This window comes from Corynebacterium sp. HS2168-gen11 (assembly GCF_024834075.1).
In the GTDB taxonomy this organism is placed as follows: domain Bacteria; phylum Actinomycetota; class Actinomycetes; order Mycobacteriales; family Mycobacteriaceae; genus Corynebacterium.
On record NZ_JANUXR010000004.1, the window covers coordinates 44,497 to 60,406 of the forward strand.

Sequence of the window (15,910 nt, forward strand, 5' to 3'; positions counted from 1 at the left end):
CTAGGGCGTCGAGAAGCTAAGATGGGAGGGGTTAGTATGCAAACACGAAAGGCATTCCTTTGAGCGACGATCTCTTCTCAGGTGAAACCTACGACCGCGTGCGCCCCATTGATCTCAATGAGGAAATGCAAACTTCCTACATCGACTACGCTATGTCGGTTATTGTGGGACGCGCGCTGCCTGAGGTTCGCGACGGCCTGAAGCCTGTGCACCGCCGTATTCTCTACGCGATGTACGACAACGGCTACCGCCCAGAGCGCAGTTATGTGAAATCTGCACGTCCGGTGGCAGATACCATGGGTAATTTCCACCCACACGGCGACACCGCAATTTACGACACCTTAGTACGTATGGCGCAGGACTGGAATATGCGCTATCCGCTTGTCGACGGCCAGGGTAACTTCGGTTCCCGCGGCAATGACGGCCCTGCAGCTATGCGTTATACGGAGTGTCGTTTGACGCCGCTTGCGATGGAAATGGTGCGCGATATTCGCGAAAATACCGTGGATTTCTCCCCGAACTACGACGGTAAAACTCAAGAACCAGATATTTTGCCATCGCGTGTGCCAAACCTGCTGATGAACGGTTCTTCGGGTATCGCTGTGGGTATGGCAACCAATATTCCACCGCATAACCTCACAGAGCTGGCGAATGCTATTTATTGGCTGCTGGAAAATCCAGAAGCCGATGAAGCCGCAGCGCTGGAAGCATGCATGGAATATGTGAAAGGTCCAGACTTCCCAACTGCAGGTCTGATTGTTGGTACTCAAGGTATTAAGGATGCGTATACCACTGGTCGTGGTTCGATCCGTATGCGCGGTGTGACTTCTATTGAAGAAGAAGGCAACCGCCAAACCATCGTGATCACTGAGTTGCCATACCAGGTGAACCCAGATAACTTGATTACCAATATTGTTGATCAAGTACGCGACGGTAAACTCGCTGGCATTTCCGATATTGAAGATGAATCTTCTGACCGCGTTGGTATGCGCATTGTGATTAAACTCAAGCGCGATGCAGTCCCACGCGTGGTGCTGAATAACCTGTACAAGCACTCCCAGCTGCAAACCAACTTCGGTGCAAATATGCTCTCCATCGTTGATGGCGTGCCACGCACCTTGCGTCTGGATCAGATGCTACGCAATTATGTGGCACACCAGATCGAAGTGATTGTGCGCCGCACCCAGTACCGCCTGGATGAAGCTGAAAAGCGTGCTCATATTTTGCGCGGCTTGGTCAAAGCCCTGGATATGTTGGATGAGGTTATTGCCTTAATCCGCCGTTCCCAAACGGTTGATATTGCACGCAGCGGCCTGATTGAATTGCTGACCATTGATGAAATTCAAGCAGATGCAATTTTGGCCATGCAGTTGCGTCGTTTGGCAGCACTGGAACGTCAAAAGATTATTGACGAATTGGCAGTGATCGAACTTGAGATTGCTGATCTGAAGGATATTTTGAGCTCCCCAGAACGCCAGCGTTCAATTGTGCGCGATGAATTAAAAGAGATCGTGGACAAGTATGGCGATGAGCGTCGTTCCCAGATTATTGCTGCAACTGGCGATGTAACCGAAGAAGATTTGATTGCACGCGAAAATGTGGTTGTGACCATTACTTCTACCGGTTATGCCAAGCGCACCAAGGTGGATGCTTATAAGTCACAGCGTCGTGGTGGCAAGGGTGTTCGTGGTGCCGAGTTGAAGCAAGAAGACGTGGTTCGTCACTTCTTCGTCTGCTCGACGCACGACTGGATTTTGTTCTTCACTAACTTTGGTCGAGTGTATCGCCTCAAGGCATATGAACTGCCAGAAACTTCGCGCACCGCACGTGGACAGCACGTGGCGAACTTGCTGGAGTTCCAGCCAGAAGAGCGTATTACCCAAGTTATTCAGATCCAAAGCTACGAAGATGCACCATACTTGGTCTTGGCAACCCAGCAAGGTCGAGTAAAGAAGTCGAAGCTAAGCGATTACGAATCCAACCGTTCTGGTGGTTTGATTGCAATCAATCTAAATGAAGGTGATTCCTTGATTGGTGCTGCACTGTGCTCGAACGAAGATGATTTGCTGCTGATTTCGGAAGAGGGTCAGGCGATTCGCTTCAACGCAAACGATGAGCAGTTGCGCCCAATGGGTCGTTCGACCGCTGGTGTGAAGGGTATGCGCTTCCGCGGCGACGATAAGTTGTTGTCGATGACAGTTGTGCAGGAAGGTGGCTACTTGTTGGTTGCAACCACAGGTGGTTATGGCAAGCGCACTGACTTGGAAGAATACTCCACGCAAGGCCGTGGCGGCTTAGGTGTTGTGACCTTCAAGTACACGCCAAAGCGTGGCAAGCTTGTTGGTGCCCTGGTGGTGGATAATGACGATGAGATCTTCGCAATTACCTCTGCTGGTGGTGTGATTCGTACCGAAGTGAAGCAGATTCGCCCAAGTTCGCGTGCAACGATGGGTGTTCGCTTGGTGAACCTGCCAGATGGCGTTGAATTGCTCGCAATTGATCGCAATGTGGAAGGTGAAGGCGAGGAAGAAGCCACTGCCGTTGCTACCGGCACCAAAGAGCTGCATCAGCAAACGCTTGAGACAGCACCGAAGGAGAGCTAATGGCAACGCGAACCTATACCATTGAGCGGATTTCACCACTATCGGTATTCCGCACCGCGTTTACGCTATCGCTGGTTGGTCTGGCCTCCTGGATTCTGTGCGTTGTGATCTTGTACTACGGATTGGATTCAGTAGGTGTTTGGGAAAAGCTGAATAATGTGATTGGTGGCATCGGATCTGACCAAAAAATTGGATTCGGATTTGTCATTTCATTCGCAGCCTTGATCGGTGCCATTATTACGCTGATTATCTCGATTCTGGCGCCGCTGACAGCAGTGGTTTATAACGCAAGTTTCGAGCTTTTTGGCGGCATTAAGGTGAAGCTACGAAAAGATCTCTAGTGGTTTGAAGCGAAGCGTGAAAAGGTGCATTGCCAGCATGATTGTTGCCGGTGATGCACCTTTTTTGCTTTCGATTTGGTGAATCATGGGATCATGCTGTTATAATTACAGGTGCAAACAGGGCTTATTTCATGTAAGTAATCTGTTGCGGGGCATTAGCTCAATTGGTAGAGCATCTGCTTTGCAAGCAGAAGGTCAGGAGTTCGATTCTCCTATGCTCCACAGAATGTGGAAACTCCCAGCCAGGCGGCTGGGAGTTTTTCTATGCGTGGGTGCAGGTGTGGGGTGCGGCGCTGGTGTGGTGGTACAGCGGGAGTTAAGGGACAAAAAGTGTGTAAGGCTCGGCGTGTCGTGGGCTGAGTTTGATGGCGTTGTCGGCGGCATTGTTTTCTGAGTTTCCACATTTTAAGAGGGACAATCGTTATTGCTCGAGGGTTTTACGGACTTAACATCAAGCATGCGTGTAGTGACTTTAAAGTTAGCAACTGTGTTTCAGTTGTAGTTGATGTAGTGCTAGTGCTGCCGTTATATCTGGTCGCGGATCAAATATAACGGCGATTTAGCTACTTTGAACTGGGTTTATGTTCAGAAACGGACACACTTTTTGTCCCTTAACCCGCAGAAGCCATGGCAGCCCCAGGTGACATGAACAGTACAAATGTCACCATTAATCATGGTAACGAAACGTTTTACCCGAAATTCCATTTTGTCCACGTCTCCCACTCAATATCTTCAATAGCAATCCGTCGTGCGTTGTTCGCAAACATTTCAGCTGTCATACGAACAATCCACGTATCATTCTCATACACCATCGGCAACGTTATGATCGCGTATTCACCAGGAACGGCGGGATCAACCAGCAACTCTACTTGGGCAGTCCGACTCGTACACGACAAAACCCGAAAACCATACGGAAGCGAAACTGCATTAGTCTTTCCAAGCTCAGGATAATGTTCACCTGGTTTCAACAAACCACCAATAGACACTCCTAAATCCCATAAGTCATCAATTGTTTGCGATGTGTAGTAATCCAATAACGCTATAGAAGCGACTGCATTATACGCTGCAGTTGCTGCACCAGCAGGAGTCTGTGAATATCCAGTCAGTGCACCATTATCTAGAATCTTGGTCGGACCATCTTGTTCACTAAACAGTAGAAAACGCCCTTCAACGCTCTGCGGAACCGTAGTACCAACACGAACTGATCCACGATCATTACAGGTATGCATCTCATCACCATGCCGAAAATCCCGTGTCACCAATTCTCCCTTTGGATCTTCGGGAGTCAAATACGGCAAACCATTAAACGAAACAGCCCACTTTCCAGCCCACTGTACAGTTGGCGTAGCAACAGGTGTTGCAGATGCTGATTCGTCAGAATCCGACGAATTTCCGCAACCAGACAGCAAAGAAGCACTGCATACAAGCAAAACCAACAATCGTTTCACAACTAACTCCTTTTATTCACACCATTGTGGTATTAAAAACTAGCACCAAAATATGCGCTGGCGAGCATACCAGCACTAGAGGAAAACTCCATCTAACCCTCAACCAGAAGTTGGGGGTTAGCACGATTGCAAACAATCATAGGGTAGGAGCCGATCAACAAACTTAAAATTGATCCAACAGCGCCAAGAATCATTGCTGCTGCACCAATGCGGATTGCGTTACTTGTAACTTCCTCGCTTGAACCTTCACGACGAGATACTGCCATCGCATCACCCATGACGAACAAACCAACGCTAACTATGATAAAGCCTAATCATTTTGCCCAACCAACGATAGTGGAAACTGTACGTTCAGCTCCTAGAGGTGCAGTATTAAAAATTTCTGCTTACGCAAGAATGCTGATGGAATCATGAACAATTACTGGATTAAACATAGTATGTTTTACTCTCTGTTTAGGTCGATGATATTAGTGTAAACAGCGACAATAGGTTTGGAAATTTCCTGACCAGGTTGAACAAAACTTGCTGGTAATGATGGACGCTGTCGGTGGATGGGAGAGAATTTAACTCCAGGTTTCTACCGTTCAATTTGATCAAAAGGAGTTTCAACTACTGTTCGTGAGTACGCAAGAGTAAAGACGTTGCTGAGTTCTAATAGCGTTTTCTTTTCGGTAGCCGAGGAATTAGTCCTGTACTGTGCGAGACTATGACGAAACCAAGTAGATTGATGTCTTCTGGCTTTTGGGTCTCAAATATATGGCGCTGAGGGGCGGCTGAACATAGGGGACAGGAGTGCTGTGCTGAACATGCACTGAACCTTAGTGTTGCAAGGTAGTAAAATACGGCTTTGAACTGGCGTTTTGTATAATTTTTAGCTCTCTGATAAAATTTCAACTCGTTCCTATACGGGCCTATAGCTCAGTCGGTTAGAGCGCATCGCTGATAACGATGAGGTCGCAAGTTCGATTCTTGCTAGGCCCACCAGGAATATGGGGCATTAGCTCAATTGGTAGAGCATCTGCTTTGCAAGCAGAAGGTCAGGAGTTCGATTCTCCTATGCTCCACAGAATGTGGAAACTCCCAGCCAGGTGGCTGGGAGTTTTTTTATTGGGTAATTTCGCTGATTTTAAGCGGGTTAAGGGACAAAAAGTGTGTAAGGCTCGGCGTGTCGCGTGTCGGGTGTTTGGGGTAGGCTCCTCGACGTGTGTTTTAGCCGGGGAGCTTTGTGTTTAGCGCATCGGTGGGTTAAGGGACAAAAAGTGTGTAAGGCTCGGCGTGTCGTGTGTCTAAGGTTTGAGGTAGACTCCTCGGCTTGGTCTAGGCAGGGTTTCGGCTCACTAGCTGTGTGACGAGACGTTTAACGGGACGAGGCGCTGTGGTTGGAAATGTTTGTTTGACGGCTTTTCAACGCCTTTGTGGCCCTCTGCGGTAACGATCGGGTTAATTGGCTGTATGAGACAAAATGTCTGAAATCGACGACGCAGTGTTTTAGCGGAACAATTGTGAACCTGGGACAGTTCAGCAAGGCTGTGTTTGTCGAGTAGCCATGTCAGGAAGATGCGGAAGTATTTCTCGTCTTTGGATTGGGTGTTCCTTCTAGTTTGGGAGTAATGGCATTTGGGGTTAGAGCAGCACCAACGTTGTCTTCCACCTGGTGATTTACCGTTTTTGTTGAGATGCTCATGACAGATTGGGCATTGAGTGTATTGATTTGCCATAGCTTAAAGCTAGGAAACGAAATCCGTATAGCACATTTGCAATAAAAAGTGTGGATTTCGGGGCAAAACAGCCTGAGCAACCCCTCGGTTGGAGCAGGTAGCTATATAACGCCAGATCGCAGGCCATTTTTGGGACGATTTTTACACACTTTTTGTCCCTTAACCCACAAAATGGTAGGGAAGCTGATAGCGAATCAGAACCAGTTCGTGCCGGTTGCGGATCCAACAACGTTCCTCCAGCAGGGTATTTTTGAATCGAGTTATCCATTAACCGATGTGAAATACGTGCGTCTTCGTGCGGAAAGTAAAGAAAACGTTCGACCAACCCTTGATGTGATCACCGAACAGCGTGATATTCACTGGATGTTTCCGGAAGCAGCTCGCCAGGACGATATTGATAACTTGGCAGCAGTTTTATTTGATAAGCCCTCAGAGTCGCGAGCCATTGAGCAGTCGATTCCGTTAGCGGATGCTACTGACTTTGGTTAGGATGCAGCATTGCACAACGAAGCAGAGGAAAATTTAGCCATTCTGCGGATTAGGGATTGAGGTGGGCGTCGAAAAGCTTGGAAGAGATAAGTGTCACTCTCAACACTTTGATTGATTTTCGCGCCGACCTGCGGTTTTAGCTGCTTCTGGCTTAGGTTTTGAGCTTGAAACGCGCTATATTCAAGGTTATGAAAGTTAGGCAATCCAAACCTCCGGCTCCCTATCGTTTGAGTAGTTCGGCGCGACAAACCATTGGCGCAAGTATCATACTCACTCTCATCTCTGTGCTCGGCATGTGCACCACCATTATTGGTGCGGGGCATATCATTGATGCCTACCCGCAGTGGCCATCGCTGGCGCCGATTATTGTTGGCCCGATCATTATTGTGATTGCGCTGGTCATGCGCGCGATACTGGAAGCTCGCGGTATCTTCCATGAAGAATCGCTGATTCGACACCGCCTCATTCACTCAGTGTTTGCGGCAGGACCAGCGCGAACTTCCACCACGCAAACCGGTGCGGTGGTATCGCTGGCAACTGAATCCAGTGAAAAGATGATGGCGTTTCGCGTGGGATTCGTGGCACAAGTGATTGCCTCGCTGACTGCACCGCTGGTGGTCTTAGCCACCGTGGCGTTATCGATTAGCTTCAAAATTGCTGTTATTTTGGCGCTTATGCTGCCAATCGTGCCGCTGCTGATTGGTGGATTCCGCAAAGTTGTATCCAAAGTTTCCAGCGGATCCCAAGATGCCCGCAAAGCCCTTGCCGCCGCCTATATGGACGCCCTGCGCTCGCTGGGAACCTTGCAGCTGCTCGGTGCCGCTGGCCGGATTGCCGATGATCTGGAAGAAAAAGGCGAAGAAAACCGAGTGGCCGTGATGCAACTGCTGCGTGGCAACCAATTTATCCTTTTCGTCATGGACTCCGCCTTTAGCTTGGCGCTGGTTGCCGTTGCCGCCTGGCTGGCATTAAGCAATGTGGCCGCGGGAACACTGAGTCCTGGTCAAGGTATTGCGCTGTTGGGCTTAAGTATGCTGCTGCTGGAACCAATGGACCAAGTTGGTGCCTTCTTCTACGTGGGTATGAGTGGTCTTGGCGGCCAGCGAGGCATTTTTGGCTTCCTGCGCAGCCACACAGAACCACAGTATCCACCTGCAGGAACAGCTACAACCGATGCGGTTGTGAGCGTGGATAATCTTAGTTTCAACTATGAGGACCAGGCCGTATTCACCGATGCATCGTTGCAGATTCGCCAAGGTGAACGAGTTGCCATTATGGGTCGATCTGGTGAAGGTAAATCCACATTGCTTTCCTTATTGAAGGGCGATTTACTGCCGAGTACAGGCAGCGTGATAGTTGCTGGGAAGCAGGGGAAGGAGTTGCCGTTGGCGTCGGCAAGCGTTGCGCAAACAACGTGGCTGTTTAGTGGCACAATCGCCGATAACCTGCGCATTGCTGCCCCGGACGCTACCGAAGAACAGATGTGGGACGCCCTTGAGCGCGCCCGCGTGGCCGATGAAATTCGACGCATGCCGCTTGGTCTGGAAACCGAACTTGGCGAGCAAGGCCTGGGCATTTCCGGTGGTCAGGCGCAGCGCATTTCACTGGCGCGGGCAATTATTTCAGGACGCACCGTGATTTTGCTCGACGAGCCAACCTCCCATGTTGATTTGACTTCGGAGCGGGAAATTCTGGCGGCAATCGATGCGCTTGGGCCGGAATACACCCTGATTATGGTCACGCACCGCATGAGTTCGCTCACGCACATGGACCGCATTGTCACTGTCGAAAACGGCCGTATTAAGGAAACAGCATGACCATCAAAGACCTCGTTATCTGGCTGTTAAGCATTACTCGACCAGTGCTTGCACCACTTGGCTTCTCGACGCTTAGCCGCATTGCCAACCAAGTGTTGGGCATAATTTTGTACGTTGTACCAGCCTATGGACTCATCAGTGGCCAGTGGAGCATCAGGTTTATCATTACCACTATGGTGGTCGTGGCGCTGGCGAAGGCCTTTTTGCGTTACCTGGAACACTATTTTGGTCACCTTGTGGCGTTTAAAGCACTCGAGCTGATTCGTATTCGCGTGTTCCGTGATATTTACCCACAAGCGCCAGCCATTTTATCGCGCACCGGCTCTTCGGCCGTTGGCAGCGGCGACATGCTGACCCGCCTGACCCGCGATATTGGCCAAATTGAAGTATTCTTCGCCCACACCACCGCACCGGTAATTTCAGCCGTGGTGGTACCGCTGGGCGTGCTGCTGACCATTTTTGTGCTCTCGCCCGTACATGGGCTGATTGCGCTGGGTATTTTCGCCTTCGTATTTGTAGTTACCCTTGATCGAGACGCCTACAAACACGCAGTGGCTGTTACTGATGTGCGCGGCAATATGGCACAACACGTCACCGACTCGGTAGGAGGCGTGGCCGAGGTTACCGGTTACGGTGCGCAGGAGCGTCGCTACGCTGGACTGACCGCACTTGAGCAACCGCTGGAAGCAACTCTGGTGCGCCGCAGCCGCATTGTTGGACTGCGCAATGGCTCCGTGGCCGCTGCGCGCATGCTGGTGGTGCTCATGCTGCTGCCAACTGGGGAATCGCTGGCGCTGAACGTGGCCATGATGTTCGCCGTGTGGCGCTGCTGGGACATGATTAATGAAGTCACCGACCTGAGCAACCACCTGTCGAACTCGCTTGCTGCCGCGCGCCGGGTTTGGGAACTTTCCCACGCCGGATATGGCCTGCCGGATGGCCCGAAGCAGCTTGGCGCTCACGGCGATGGTGTGGCTGTGGAGTGGAAAAATGTTACCTACACCTATGAAGGCGGCGAGCAGCCAATGGTGCGCGATGTGAACCTCGCGGTGCCGGCGGGCGCTTGGGTGAATGTGGTCGGCAGCACCGGCTCGGGTAAATCGACCATTGCGAAATTGCTGCTGCGCTATTGGGATGTTTCCAGTGGTCAGATCCTGGTAGATGGCACCGATATTCGCGATTACACCGTCGATTCGCTGCGTTCGGCCATTGCGATTGTTACCCAAGATATTCGCGCCATCCACGCCTCTGTGGCCGATAATTTGCGCCTGGCGCGCCCGGATGCCACCGACGCTGAGCTTTACGACGCACTGCACGTGGCCTGCCTGGATGAAGAAGTCAGCCTGGAAGAATCCGTGGGTGAAGGCGGAACGGCACTTTCGGGTGGACAACGCCAACGCCTTTCCCTTGCCCAGGCACTGTTGCGCGGTGGCCGCGTACTCGTGCTCGACGAATTCACCGCACACCTGAATCCAGCCCTTGTCTCTCTGGTGCGTGAGCGCTTGATGGCACGGTACCCAGAGGTGACCGTGATTGAGATTTCGCATGTCTTGACCGATATTGAGAAGGCCGACTGGGTAGCAGTGATGGACCGCGGCGTGATTGTGGAACAAGGCAAGCCTGTTGAACTGCATTCGCAAGGTGGTGCATTTGCACAATTGCTGGCTAGAAATGCCTAATGACCTGTGACTTGTGTATATTTCCATATTTCTGGTAAAGTTCGTTTCGTTCCTTTACGGGCCTATAGCTCAGTCGGTTAGAGCGCATCGCTGATAACGATGAGGTCGCAAGTTCGATTCTTGCTAGGCCCACCAGGAATATGGGGCATTAGCTCAATTGGTAGAGCATCTGCTTTGCAAGCAGAAGGTCAGGAGTTCGATTCTCCTATGCTCCACAGAATGTGGAAACTCCCAGCCAGGTGGCTGGGAGTTTTTCTATGCGCGGTGACCGTGAAGGCGGCGGGGGTAGCTTTGCTCAAGAAACCGGTTACTACCCTTTACACATATGACCGAACCGGGGGTAATTCGGGTGCTGTTTCAGGTAAATATCACACAATCCACTGTATGTTTTTGATTTTTTCTCTGGATAAGTATCCAGGGGGAGTAGTTGCCGTTAATAGTGCCTGTTCAACCCCGCTTAATCGGTAAAGTTGCTGGTCAAGGGGTTTGACCTTCCCTGAGAAGTCAGGCACACTGGCTTGGTGAATTTCATAAAGCGACTCGTAACCTTCCTGGCCTTGACCACACTCACGGCGTGCTCTGCCACCGGTGGAATCCAGAATAATGGTACTGCCAATACTGATCAACCACGCGTGGTGGCAATGGTGACTCACGGTGCCCCAGGCGATACCTTCTGGGATCAGGTGCGCAAGGGTGCCCAAGATGCTGCCCGCCATACCAATATGGAATTGCGATATTCCTCGGATCCGCAAGCTCCGCTACAGGCTAATTTGATTCAATCGGCCATTGATGCGGGCGTCGACGGCATTGCGGTGACACTGCCGAATCCTTCTGCATTAGGGCCTGCAGCCCAAGCAGCGGTCCAGCGTGGTATTCCAACTGTGGGATTGAACGCTGGCATGGATGCCTACCAGGACTATCAATTGCAGGGGTTTTTCGGTCAGTCTGAGCGAGAAGCTGGGGTACAAGGCGGGCGTCGATTAGCAGAGGCGGGCGCGAAACATGTGCTGTGTGTGATCCATGAGCAGGGCAATATTTCGCAGGAGGATCGGTGCGCCGGCATTGAGGAAGGGCTCGGCAGCGAAGTGGAATTGCTGTACGTCAATGGACAAGATCTGACCAGCGTGCAAGCCACGTTGGAGGCGAAACTTGGCCAAGATCGCAGTATCGACTGGATTGTGACACTGCAGGCGTCTGTGGCCATGCGCGCTGCAGCTGTGCGCGGTGCGGCCAAGGTGGGCACCTTTGATACCAACCCAGAATTGCTCGACGCGCTGGCCAAAGGTGAGATTGAGTGGGCGATTGATCAACAGCCGTATGTGCAAGGTTATATGGCCATCCAGGCGCTGTGGTTAGCAAGCCACAATGGCAGCACCATCGGCGGCGGGCATCCTGTGTTTACGGGTCCAAGTTTTATTGAGGCAGGGAGTCGATGAAATATCCAAGTTTAATTGGCATGCTGGTCACCGTGGGCTTCTTTTTAGCGGTGGCCCCGGCGATGCGCTCCTTCGAGGCGATGGCGACGGTACTGTATGCCAGTGCCACGCTCGGCATTGTGGCACTTGCGGTAGGCCTTTTAATGATCGGTGGCGAATTTGATCTTTCCTCCGGTGTAGCGGTCACAACTGCGGGGCTAGCTGCGGCGATGCTGAATTATAATTTGCAGCTGAATTCGTGGGTTGGTGCGGCGATTTCGCTTGGCATCGCTCTGAGTATTGGCGCGCTGAATGGCTATATGGTGCATCGCACGGGGATTGCGTCGTTTTTGATCACCCTATCTGCGTTCTTAATGCTGCAAGGTATCAATCTGGCGGTCACAAAACTGGTCACCGGCCATGTTGCCACCGAGCCGATCTCGGATATGGAAGGCTTTGCTGCGGCGCGCACCGTTTTCGCGGGCACCGTAGATTTGGGATTTATCCAAGTGCGCAGCATTGTGTTCTGGTGGATCCTGTTTGTCGCCCTGGGCAGTTTCGTGCTGCTGCGCACCACCTTCGGCAACTGGATTTTCGCCGTTGGTGGCAATCCAGCAGCCGCGCATGCAGTGGGCATTCCGGTACGACGGGTGAAAATTATTCTGTTTATGCTGGTAGGCTTCGCAGCCTGGTTCGTGGGCATGCACACGCTGTTTGCATTCGATTCTTTGCAGGCAGGCCAAGGCGTTGGCAATGAATTTCTCTATATTATTGCCGCTGTGATCGGCGGCTGTGCCTTAACCGGTGGTCGCGGTAGCGCGCTGGGAACCGCCTTTGGTGCCGTGATTTTCGGAGCCACGAACCAGGGCATTGTGTATGCCGGCTGGAATCCAGACTGGTTTAAACTCTTCCTCGGCGCCATGCTGCTTGGAGCTGTGCTTATTGGGAAAGGATCGACATGGAAATCATCTCGTTAAGTGGGGTCAGCAAAACCTACGGTCAATTCACCGCACTCCAGAACATCAACCTTTCCATCGCAGCCGGCCAAGTTTGGTGCGTGCTGGGCGACAACGGTGCCGGCAAATCCACTCTCATTAAGATACTTGCCGGCCTGCACGCGCCAAGTAGTGGCACCATGCGCATTGATGGCGCCCCAGTCGTACTCCAAAGCCCCCGTGAGGCCCTCGACGCCGGCATCGCCACTGTTTACCAAGATCTTGCGCTTGTCGACGCTCTGAGCATCTGGCGCAATTTCTTCCTTGGCCAAGAACTCACCGGACGCTTCGGCGTTCTGCGCACAGCCGAAATGAAACGCATTGCCACCGAACAGTTGCAGCACTTAGGTATTGATATTCGCGATATTGAAACCCCAGTTTCTCAACTCTCAGGTGGACAGCGGCAGGTGATTGCTATTGCGCGCGCCATTTATTTCGGCGCTCGGGTAGTTATCCTGGATGAGCCAACGGCAGCATTGGGAGTGAAACAATCCGAGATGGTGCTGCAGTTTATTACCGCTGCAAAACAGCAGGGGGTGGCAGTGGTGTTTATTACCCACAATCCGCGTCATGCGTACCAGGTGGGTGATTATTTCACTGTGTTGAATCATGGGGAGCAGTTAATGGTGGCGGCGCGTGATGAGGTTTCGCTTCCAGTTCTCACAGAACAGATGGCTGGAGTAAGATAGCTGGCATGACTATTCATACTGCTACCGCTGTTCTGCATACGAACCGTGGAGATATTAAAATTGCGCTTTTTGGTAACCATGCACCAAAGACCGTGGAAAACTTCGTGACCCTTGCCGATGGCACTGCTGAGTACAAGACCGAGAATGCTTCTGGTTCTACCGAAGGCCCATTCTACGATGGTGCGATTTTCCACCGCGTCATTGCAGGCTTCATGATCCAAGGTGGCGACCCAACCGGCACCGGTCGTGGCGGCCCTGGCTACCACTTCGCTGACGAATTCCACCCAGAATTGCGTTTCGACCGCCCATTCCTGTTGGCAATGGCAAATGCAGGCCCTGGTACCAACGGTTCTCAGTTCTTCATCACTGTGGCTCCAACACCGCATCTGAATAATCACCACACCATTTTCGGTGAGGTTCTGGATGCGGAATCCCAAAAAGTTGTGGCTGCAATTGCAACCACTGGTACCGATCGCTACGATCGCCCAGTCGAGCCAGTTGTGATTGAATCTGTTGAGATTCAGAAGTAATACATAAAAAATGGAGCCTACCAAGCCGGTAGGCTCCATTTTTTAACGCCAGCCCATGGTCATGAGCAGGCCTACGATGAATAAGCCGAAGCCAACACCATAGTTCATGGCACCGAGCTGCACCATGTAGTCGATCTTTGGACCGGCCAAGTAGAAGACGATCAGCCACAATAAACCAGCAAGCATGAGGCCAAACATGATGGTCTTGTACCAGACTGGGGTGCCTGAAGAATTAATTTTCACTGGGGTGCGATTGGCACTGTTACCAGAGGAAATTGGGAGTGGATTATGGGAAATTTTTGACTTTGGCATGAGTATAACCTTTGAGTAAAGTATGAATATTTCAATGTTAAGGGCTTAGGGCCGTGATGTCGAACTCCCAGAGAGAAATATCAACTGTGGCGTCTTTGCGAATTGGGGTTCCAGGATTTTGGGCTTGATAGGCGATCTTACCACCGTCGACAAGCGCGCCGGTTTTGACAGGGTCGCCATAGATGAAGGATCCTTGCCAGCCGAGCGCGGTGAGATCGGATTGCGCCTCGTGCGGGGTTTTGCGCGTGAGATCTGGCAGCGCGATCAGCTGACCATTCGAGATGCGCACCTCGACGTTTGATTTGGCATCAACCTCAGAGCCTTCGCCAGCGACAAAGATCACGGTGCCGGATGGTTCGATGCCATCGACAGTTTCCACCACAGGGGCAAAGCCCAAGGAAGTGAGATTAGTTTCGGCCTGCTTCCACTGCATACCCGTGATAATTGGGATGCGCTGCTGCGCCAGGCCCTTCGAGACGGTAATGGTGACCTTTGAGCCGTGGCTTACCTGCGAACCAGGCGAAGGGCTCTGGGTAATTACCCGACCTTCTTTGACCGTTTCGGAAGAATCTTCTTTGATTTCCTCGGCAAGTTCTAAGCCTGCTTTCTTCAGAATCTTTGCAGCTTCGGCGGTCGTTTTATCGCTGAGATCTGGGACTTCGGCAATTTCCTTACCCGAAGATACAAAAACCGTGACTTTTGCGCCTGACGCAAGCACCGTGTTTGCTGGTGGATTGGTGCGGATGACGAGGCCGCGCGGCACCTCAGAATCATGTTGTTCGAGGATTTCAGGCTGCAATGCGAGCTTTTGCAAGTGATCCACTGTGTCTTCTTGCGAAACCAAGGCGTAGTCCGGCAGCATGATTTGCTGGGCGACGGGGGCGGGTTTCACGTTGAAGTATTCGTAGGTGAAATATGACAGGAAGCCGACTGAGGCTAGTGCCAGGGTTGCGCCAATGATTGGCAGTACTTTGCTGCGCTTTTCGACGACCGGTGCAGGCGGTTCTTCTACATAACTGCGTGCTGCAGCGGTGACCGCGCCGCGTTCGAGGCGACGCAGATCGGCAGCAAAATCGGTGGCGGACTGGTAGCGATCGCCAGGATGTTTCGCCATGGCAGTGAGCACCACCGCATTAACGTTTAATGCTTCCGATGGGGATAGCCCAGGAATGAAATCGCTTGGTACCGATGGATCTTCCTGGACGTGCTGGTAGGCCACCGCAAATGGGGTTTCTCCCTCAAATGGTGGGTGACCAGTGATGATGTCGTACATCACGCAGCCAAGGGCGTAAATATCCGAACGGCCGTCAACGGCTTTGCCGCGAGCTTGCTCGGGGGAAAGGTACTGGGCGGTACCAATGACGGCGGAAGTTTGGGTCATTGCGGCGGTGGAATCGTCCAAGGCGCGGGCGATGCCGAAATCCATAATTTTCACGATGCCAGTGTTGGTGATCATGATATTGGCAGGCTTAATATCGCGGTGGATAATGCCTGCATCGTGGCTCACCTGGAGCGCTTCGCACACCGGAATTAAGGTGGTGGCGGCTTCTTCGGGACTTAAGACACCGTTATCGCGCACAATTTCGCGCAGATTGTGGCCCTTGACCAGCTCCATCACGATATATGGGGTGGAGATACCGTCGATAAGCTCTTCGCCGGTGTCGTACACGGCCACAATCGCTGCATGATTCAGCTTGCCAGCGTTTTGAGCCTCCTTGCGGAAACGCTCGCGGAAATTGCTATCGCGCGCCATTTCCTTTCGCAGCAGCTTCACCGCCACCATGCGGCCGAGTACAGTATCGGTGGCTTCGTACACTTCCGACATACCACCAGTGCCGATGACCGGACCAAGTTCATATCGCTGAGCAATCATA

At 51.9% G+C, this 15,910-nt stretch carries 13 protein-coding genes and 5 tRNA genes; 14 read left to right on the forward strand and 4 right to left on the reverse strand.

The features are described 5' to 3' along the window. Window positions 1-59: 59 nt before the first annotated feature. The 3 genes from gyrA to NXS99_RS03875 all read left to right on the forward strand — a co-directional run bounded on the left by gyrA (window position 60) and on the right by NXS99_RS03875 (window position 3,166). Complete coding sequence (gyrA, locus tag NXS99_RS03865) at window positions 60-2,603, forward strand: DNA gyrase subunit A (protein ID WP_259287355.1); 2,544 nt, start codon at window positions 60-62, stop codon at window positions 2,601-2,603. After that, window positions 2,603-2,944, forward strand: coding sequence for a DUF3566 domain-containing protein (locus NXS99_RS03870; protein WP_259287356.1), 342 nt, complete (start codon window positions 2,603-2,605; stop codon window positions 2,942-2,944). The genes gyrA and NXS99_RS03870 overlap by 1 nt, the downstream gene beginning before the upstream one ends. A gap of 149 nt (window positions 2,945-3,093) precedes the next feature. After that, a tRNA-Ala gene (locus NXS99_RS03875) sits at window positions 3,094-3,166 on the forward strand. Between the two features lie 467 nt (window positions 3,167-3,633). On the opposite strand, the gene NXS99_RS03880 is transcribed toward NXS99_RS03875, so the two are convergent. Together NXS99_RS03880 and NXS99_RS03885 are read right to left on the reverse strand one after the other, a co-directional pair. Further along, entirely contained in the window at window positions 3,634-4,392 is a 759-nt protein-coding gene (locus NXS99_RS03880) for a hypothetical protein (protein WP_259287357.1), read from the reverse strand. A 92-nt stretch (window positions 4,393-4,484) separates the two neighbouring features. After that, complete coding sequence (locus NXS99_RS03885) at window positions 4,485-4,658, reverse strand: hypothetical protein (RefSeq protein ID WP_259287358.1); 174 nt, start codon at window positions 4,656-4,658, stop codon at window positions 4,485-4,487. Window positions 4,659-5,299: 641 nt separating this feature from the next. On the opposite strand from NXS99_RS03885, the gene NXS99_RS03890 reads away from it, so the two are divergent. The 11 genes from NXS99_RS03890 to NXS99_RS03940 all read left to right on the forward strand — a co-directional run bounded on the left by NXS99_RS03890 (window position 5,300) and on the right by NXS99_RS03940 (window position 13,724). After that, window positions 5,300-5,376: transfer RNA gene (locus NXS99_RS03890), tRNA-Ile, on the forward strand. 7 nt (window positions 5,377-5,383) lie between these two features. Beyond that, window positions 5,384-5,456, forward strand: a tRNA-Ala gene (locus NXS99_RS03895). An 861-nt stretch (window positions 5,457-6,317) separates the two neighbouring features. Then, on the forward strand, window positions 6,318-6,599 hold the full coding sequence (locus tag NXS99_RS03900; protein ID WP_259287359.1) for a hypothetical protein: 282 nt from the start codon (window positions 6,318-6,320) through the stop codon (window positions 6,597-6,599). 188 nt (window positions 6,600-6,787) lie between these two features. Then, window positions 6,788-8,416, forward strand: coding sequence for an ABC transporter ATP-binding protein/permease (locus NXS99_RS03905; protein WP_396124811.1), 1,629 nt, complete (start codon window positions 6,788-6,790; stop codon window positions 8,414-8,416). Then, complete coding sequence (locus NXS99_RS03910) at window positions 8,413-10,095, forward strand: ABC transporter ATP-binding protein (protein WP_259287360.1); 1,683 nt, start codon at window positions 8,413-8,415, stop codon at window positions 10,093-10,095. Before NXS99_RS03905 ends, NXS99_RS03910 begins: the two co-directional genes overlap by 4 nt. Window positions 10,096-10,153: 58 nt before the next feature. After that, window positions 10,154-10,230 (forward strand) — tRNA-Ile (locus tag NXS99_RS03915). A 7-nt stretch (window positions 10,231-10,237) separates the two neighbouring features. Continuing rightward, window positions 10,238-10,310, forward strand: a tRNA-Ala gene (locus NXS99_RS03920). 306 nt (window positions 10,311-10,616) lie between these two features. Then, a complete protein-coding gene (locus tag NXS99_RS03925) occupies window positions 10,617-11,531 on the forward strand; it encodes a substrate-binding domain-containing protein (protein ID WP_396124812.1) in 915 nt (304 codons plus the stop codon). Beyond that, the gene (locus NXS99_RS03930) at window positions 11,528-12,487 is read left to right on the forward strand and encodes an ABC transporter permease (RefSeq protein ID WP_259287361.1); all 960 of its coding nucleotides are present in this window, start codon (window positions 11,528-11,530) and stop codon (window positions 12,485-12,487) included. Before NXS99_RS03925 ends, NXS99_RS03930 begins: the two co-directional genes overlap by 4 nt. Next, window positions 12,469-13,194, forward strand: coding sequence for an ATP-binding cassette domain-containing protein (locus NXS99_RS03935; protein WP_259287362.1), 726 nt, complete (start codon window positions 12,469-12,471; stop codon window positions 13,192-13,194). The genes NXS99_RS03930 and NXS99_RS03935 overlap by 19 nt, the downstream gene beginning before the upstream one ends. A 5-nt stretch (window positions 13,195-13,199) precedes the next feature. Beyond that, window positions 13,200-13,724 (forward strand): peptidylprolyl isomerase, encoded by a 525-nt coding sequence (locus NXS99_RS03940; RefSeq protein ID WP_259287363.1) that lies wholly within the window; start codon window positions 13,200-13,202, stop codon window positions 13,722-13,724. 42 nt (window positions 13,725-13,766) lie between these two features. On the opposite strand, the gene crgA is transcribed toward NXS99_RS03940, so the two are convergent. Next, entirely contained in the window at window positions 13,767-14,036 is a 270-nt protein-coding gene (crgA, locus tag NXS99_RS03945; RefSeq protein WP_259287364.1) for a cell division protein CrgA, read from the reverse strand. A gap of 37 nt (window positions 14,037-14,073) precedes the next feature. Beyond that, window positions 14,074-15,909 carry a Stk1 family PASTA domain-containing Ser/Thr kinase gene (locus NXS99_RS03950; RefSeq protein WP_259287365.1) on the reverse strand — a complete coding sequence of 612 codons (1,836 nt, stop codon included), beginning with the start codon at window positions 15,907-15,909 and terminating at the stop codon, window positions 14,074-14,076. Window position 15,910: the final 1 nt, after the last annotated feature.

Excerpts from the sequence above, each read along its gene's own strand:
- NXS99_RS03910 (WP_259287360.1), top strand. The coding sequence starts at position 8,413 with ATGACCATCAAAGACCTCGTTATCTGGCTGTTAAGCATTACTCGACCA.
- NXS99_RS03905 (WP_396124811.1), top strand. The coding sequence starts at position 6,788 with ATGAAAGTTAGGCAATCCAAACCTCCGGCTCCCTATCGTTTGAGTAGT.
- NXS99_RS03940 (WP_259287363.1), top strand. The coding sequence starts at position 13,200 with ATGACTATTCATACTGCTACCGCTGTTCTGCATACGAACCGTGGAGAT.
- NXS99_RS03930 (WP_259287361.1), top strand. The coding sequence starts at position 11,528 with ATGAAATATCCAAGTTTAATTGGCATGCTGGTCACCGTGGGCTTCTTT.
- NXS99_RS03935 (WP_259287362.1), top strand. The coding sequence starts at position 12,469 with ATGGAAATCATCTCGTTAAGTGGGGTCAGCAAAACCTACGGTCAATTC.
- NXS99_RS03870 (WP_259287356.1), top strand. The coding sequence starts at position 2,603 with ATGGCAACGCGAACCTATACCATTGAGCGGATTTCACCACTATCGGTA.
- NXS99_RS03950 (WP_259287365.1), bottom strand. The coding sequence starts at position 15,909 with ATGATTGCTCAGCGATATGAACTTGGTCCGGTCATCGGCACTGGTGGT.
- NXS99_RS03885 (WP_259287358.1), bottom strand. The coding sequence starts at position 4,658 with ATGGCAGTATCTCGTCGTGAAGGTTCAAGCGAGGAAGTTACAAGTAAC.
- crgA (WP_259287364.1), bottom strand. The coding sequence starts at position 14,036 with ATGCCAAAGTCAAAAATTTCCCATAATCCACTCCCAATTTCCTCTGGT.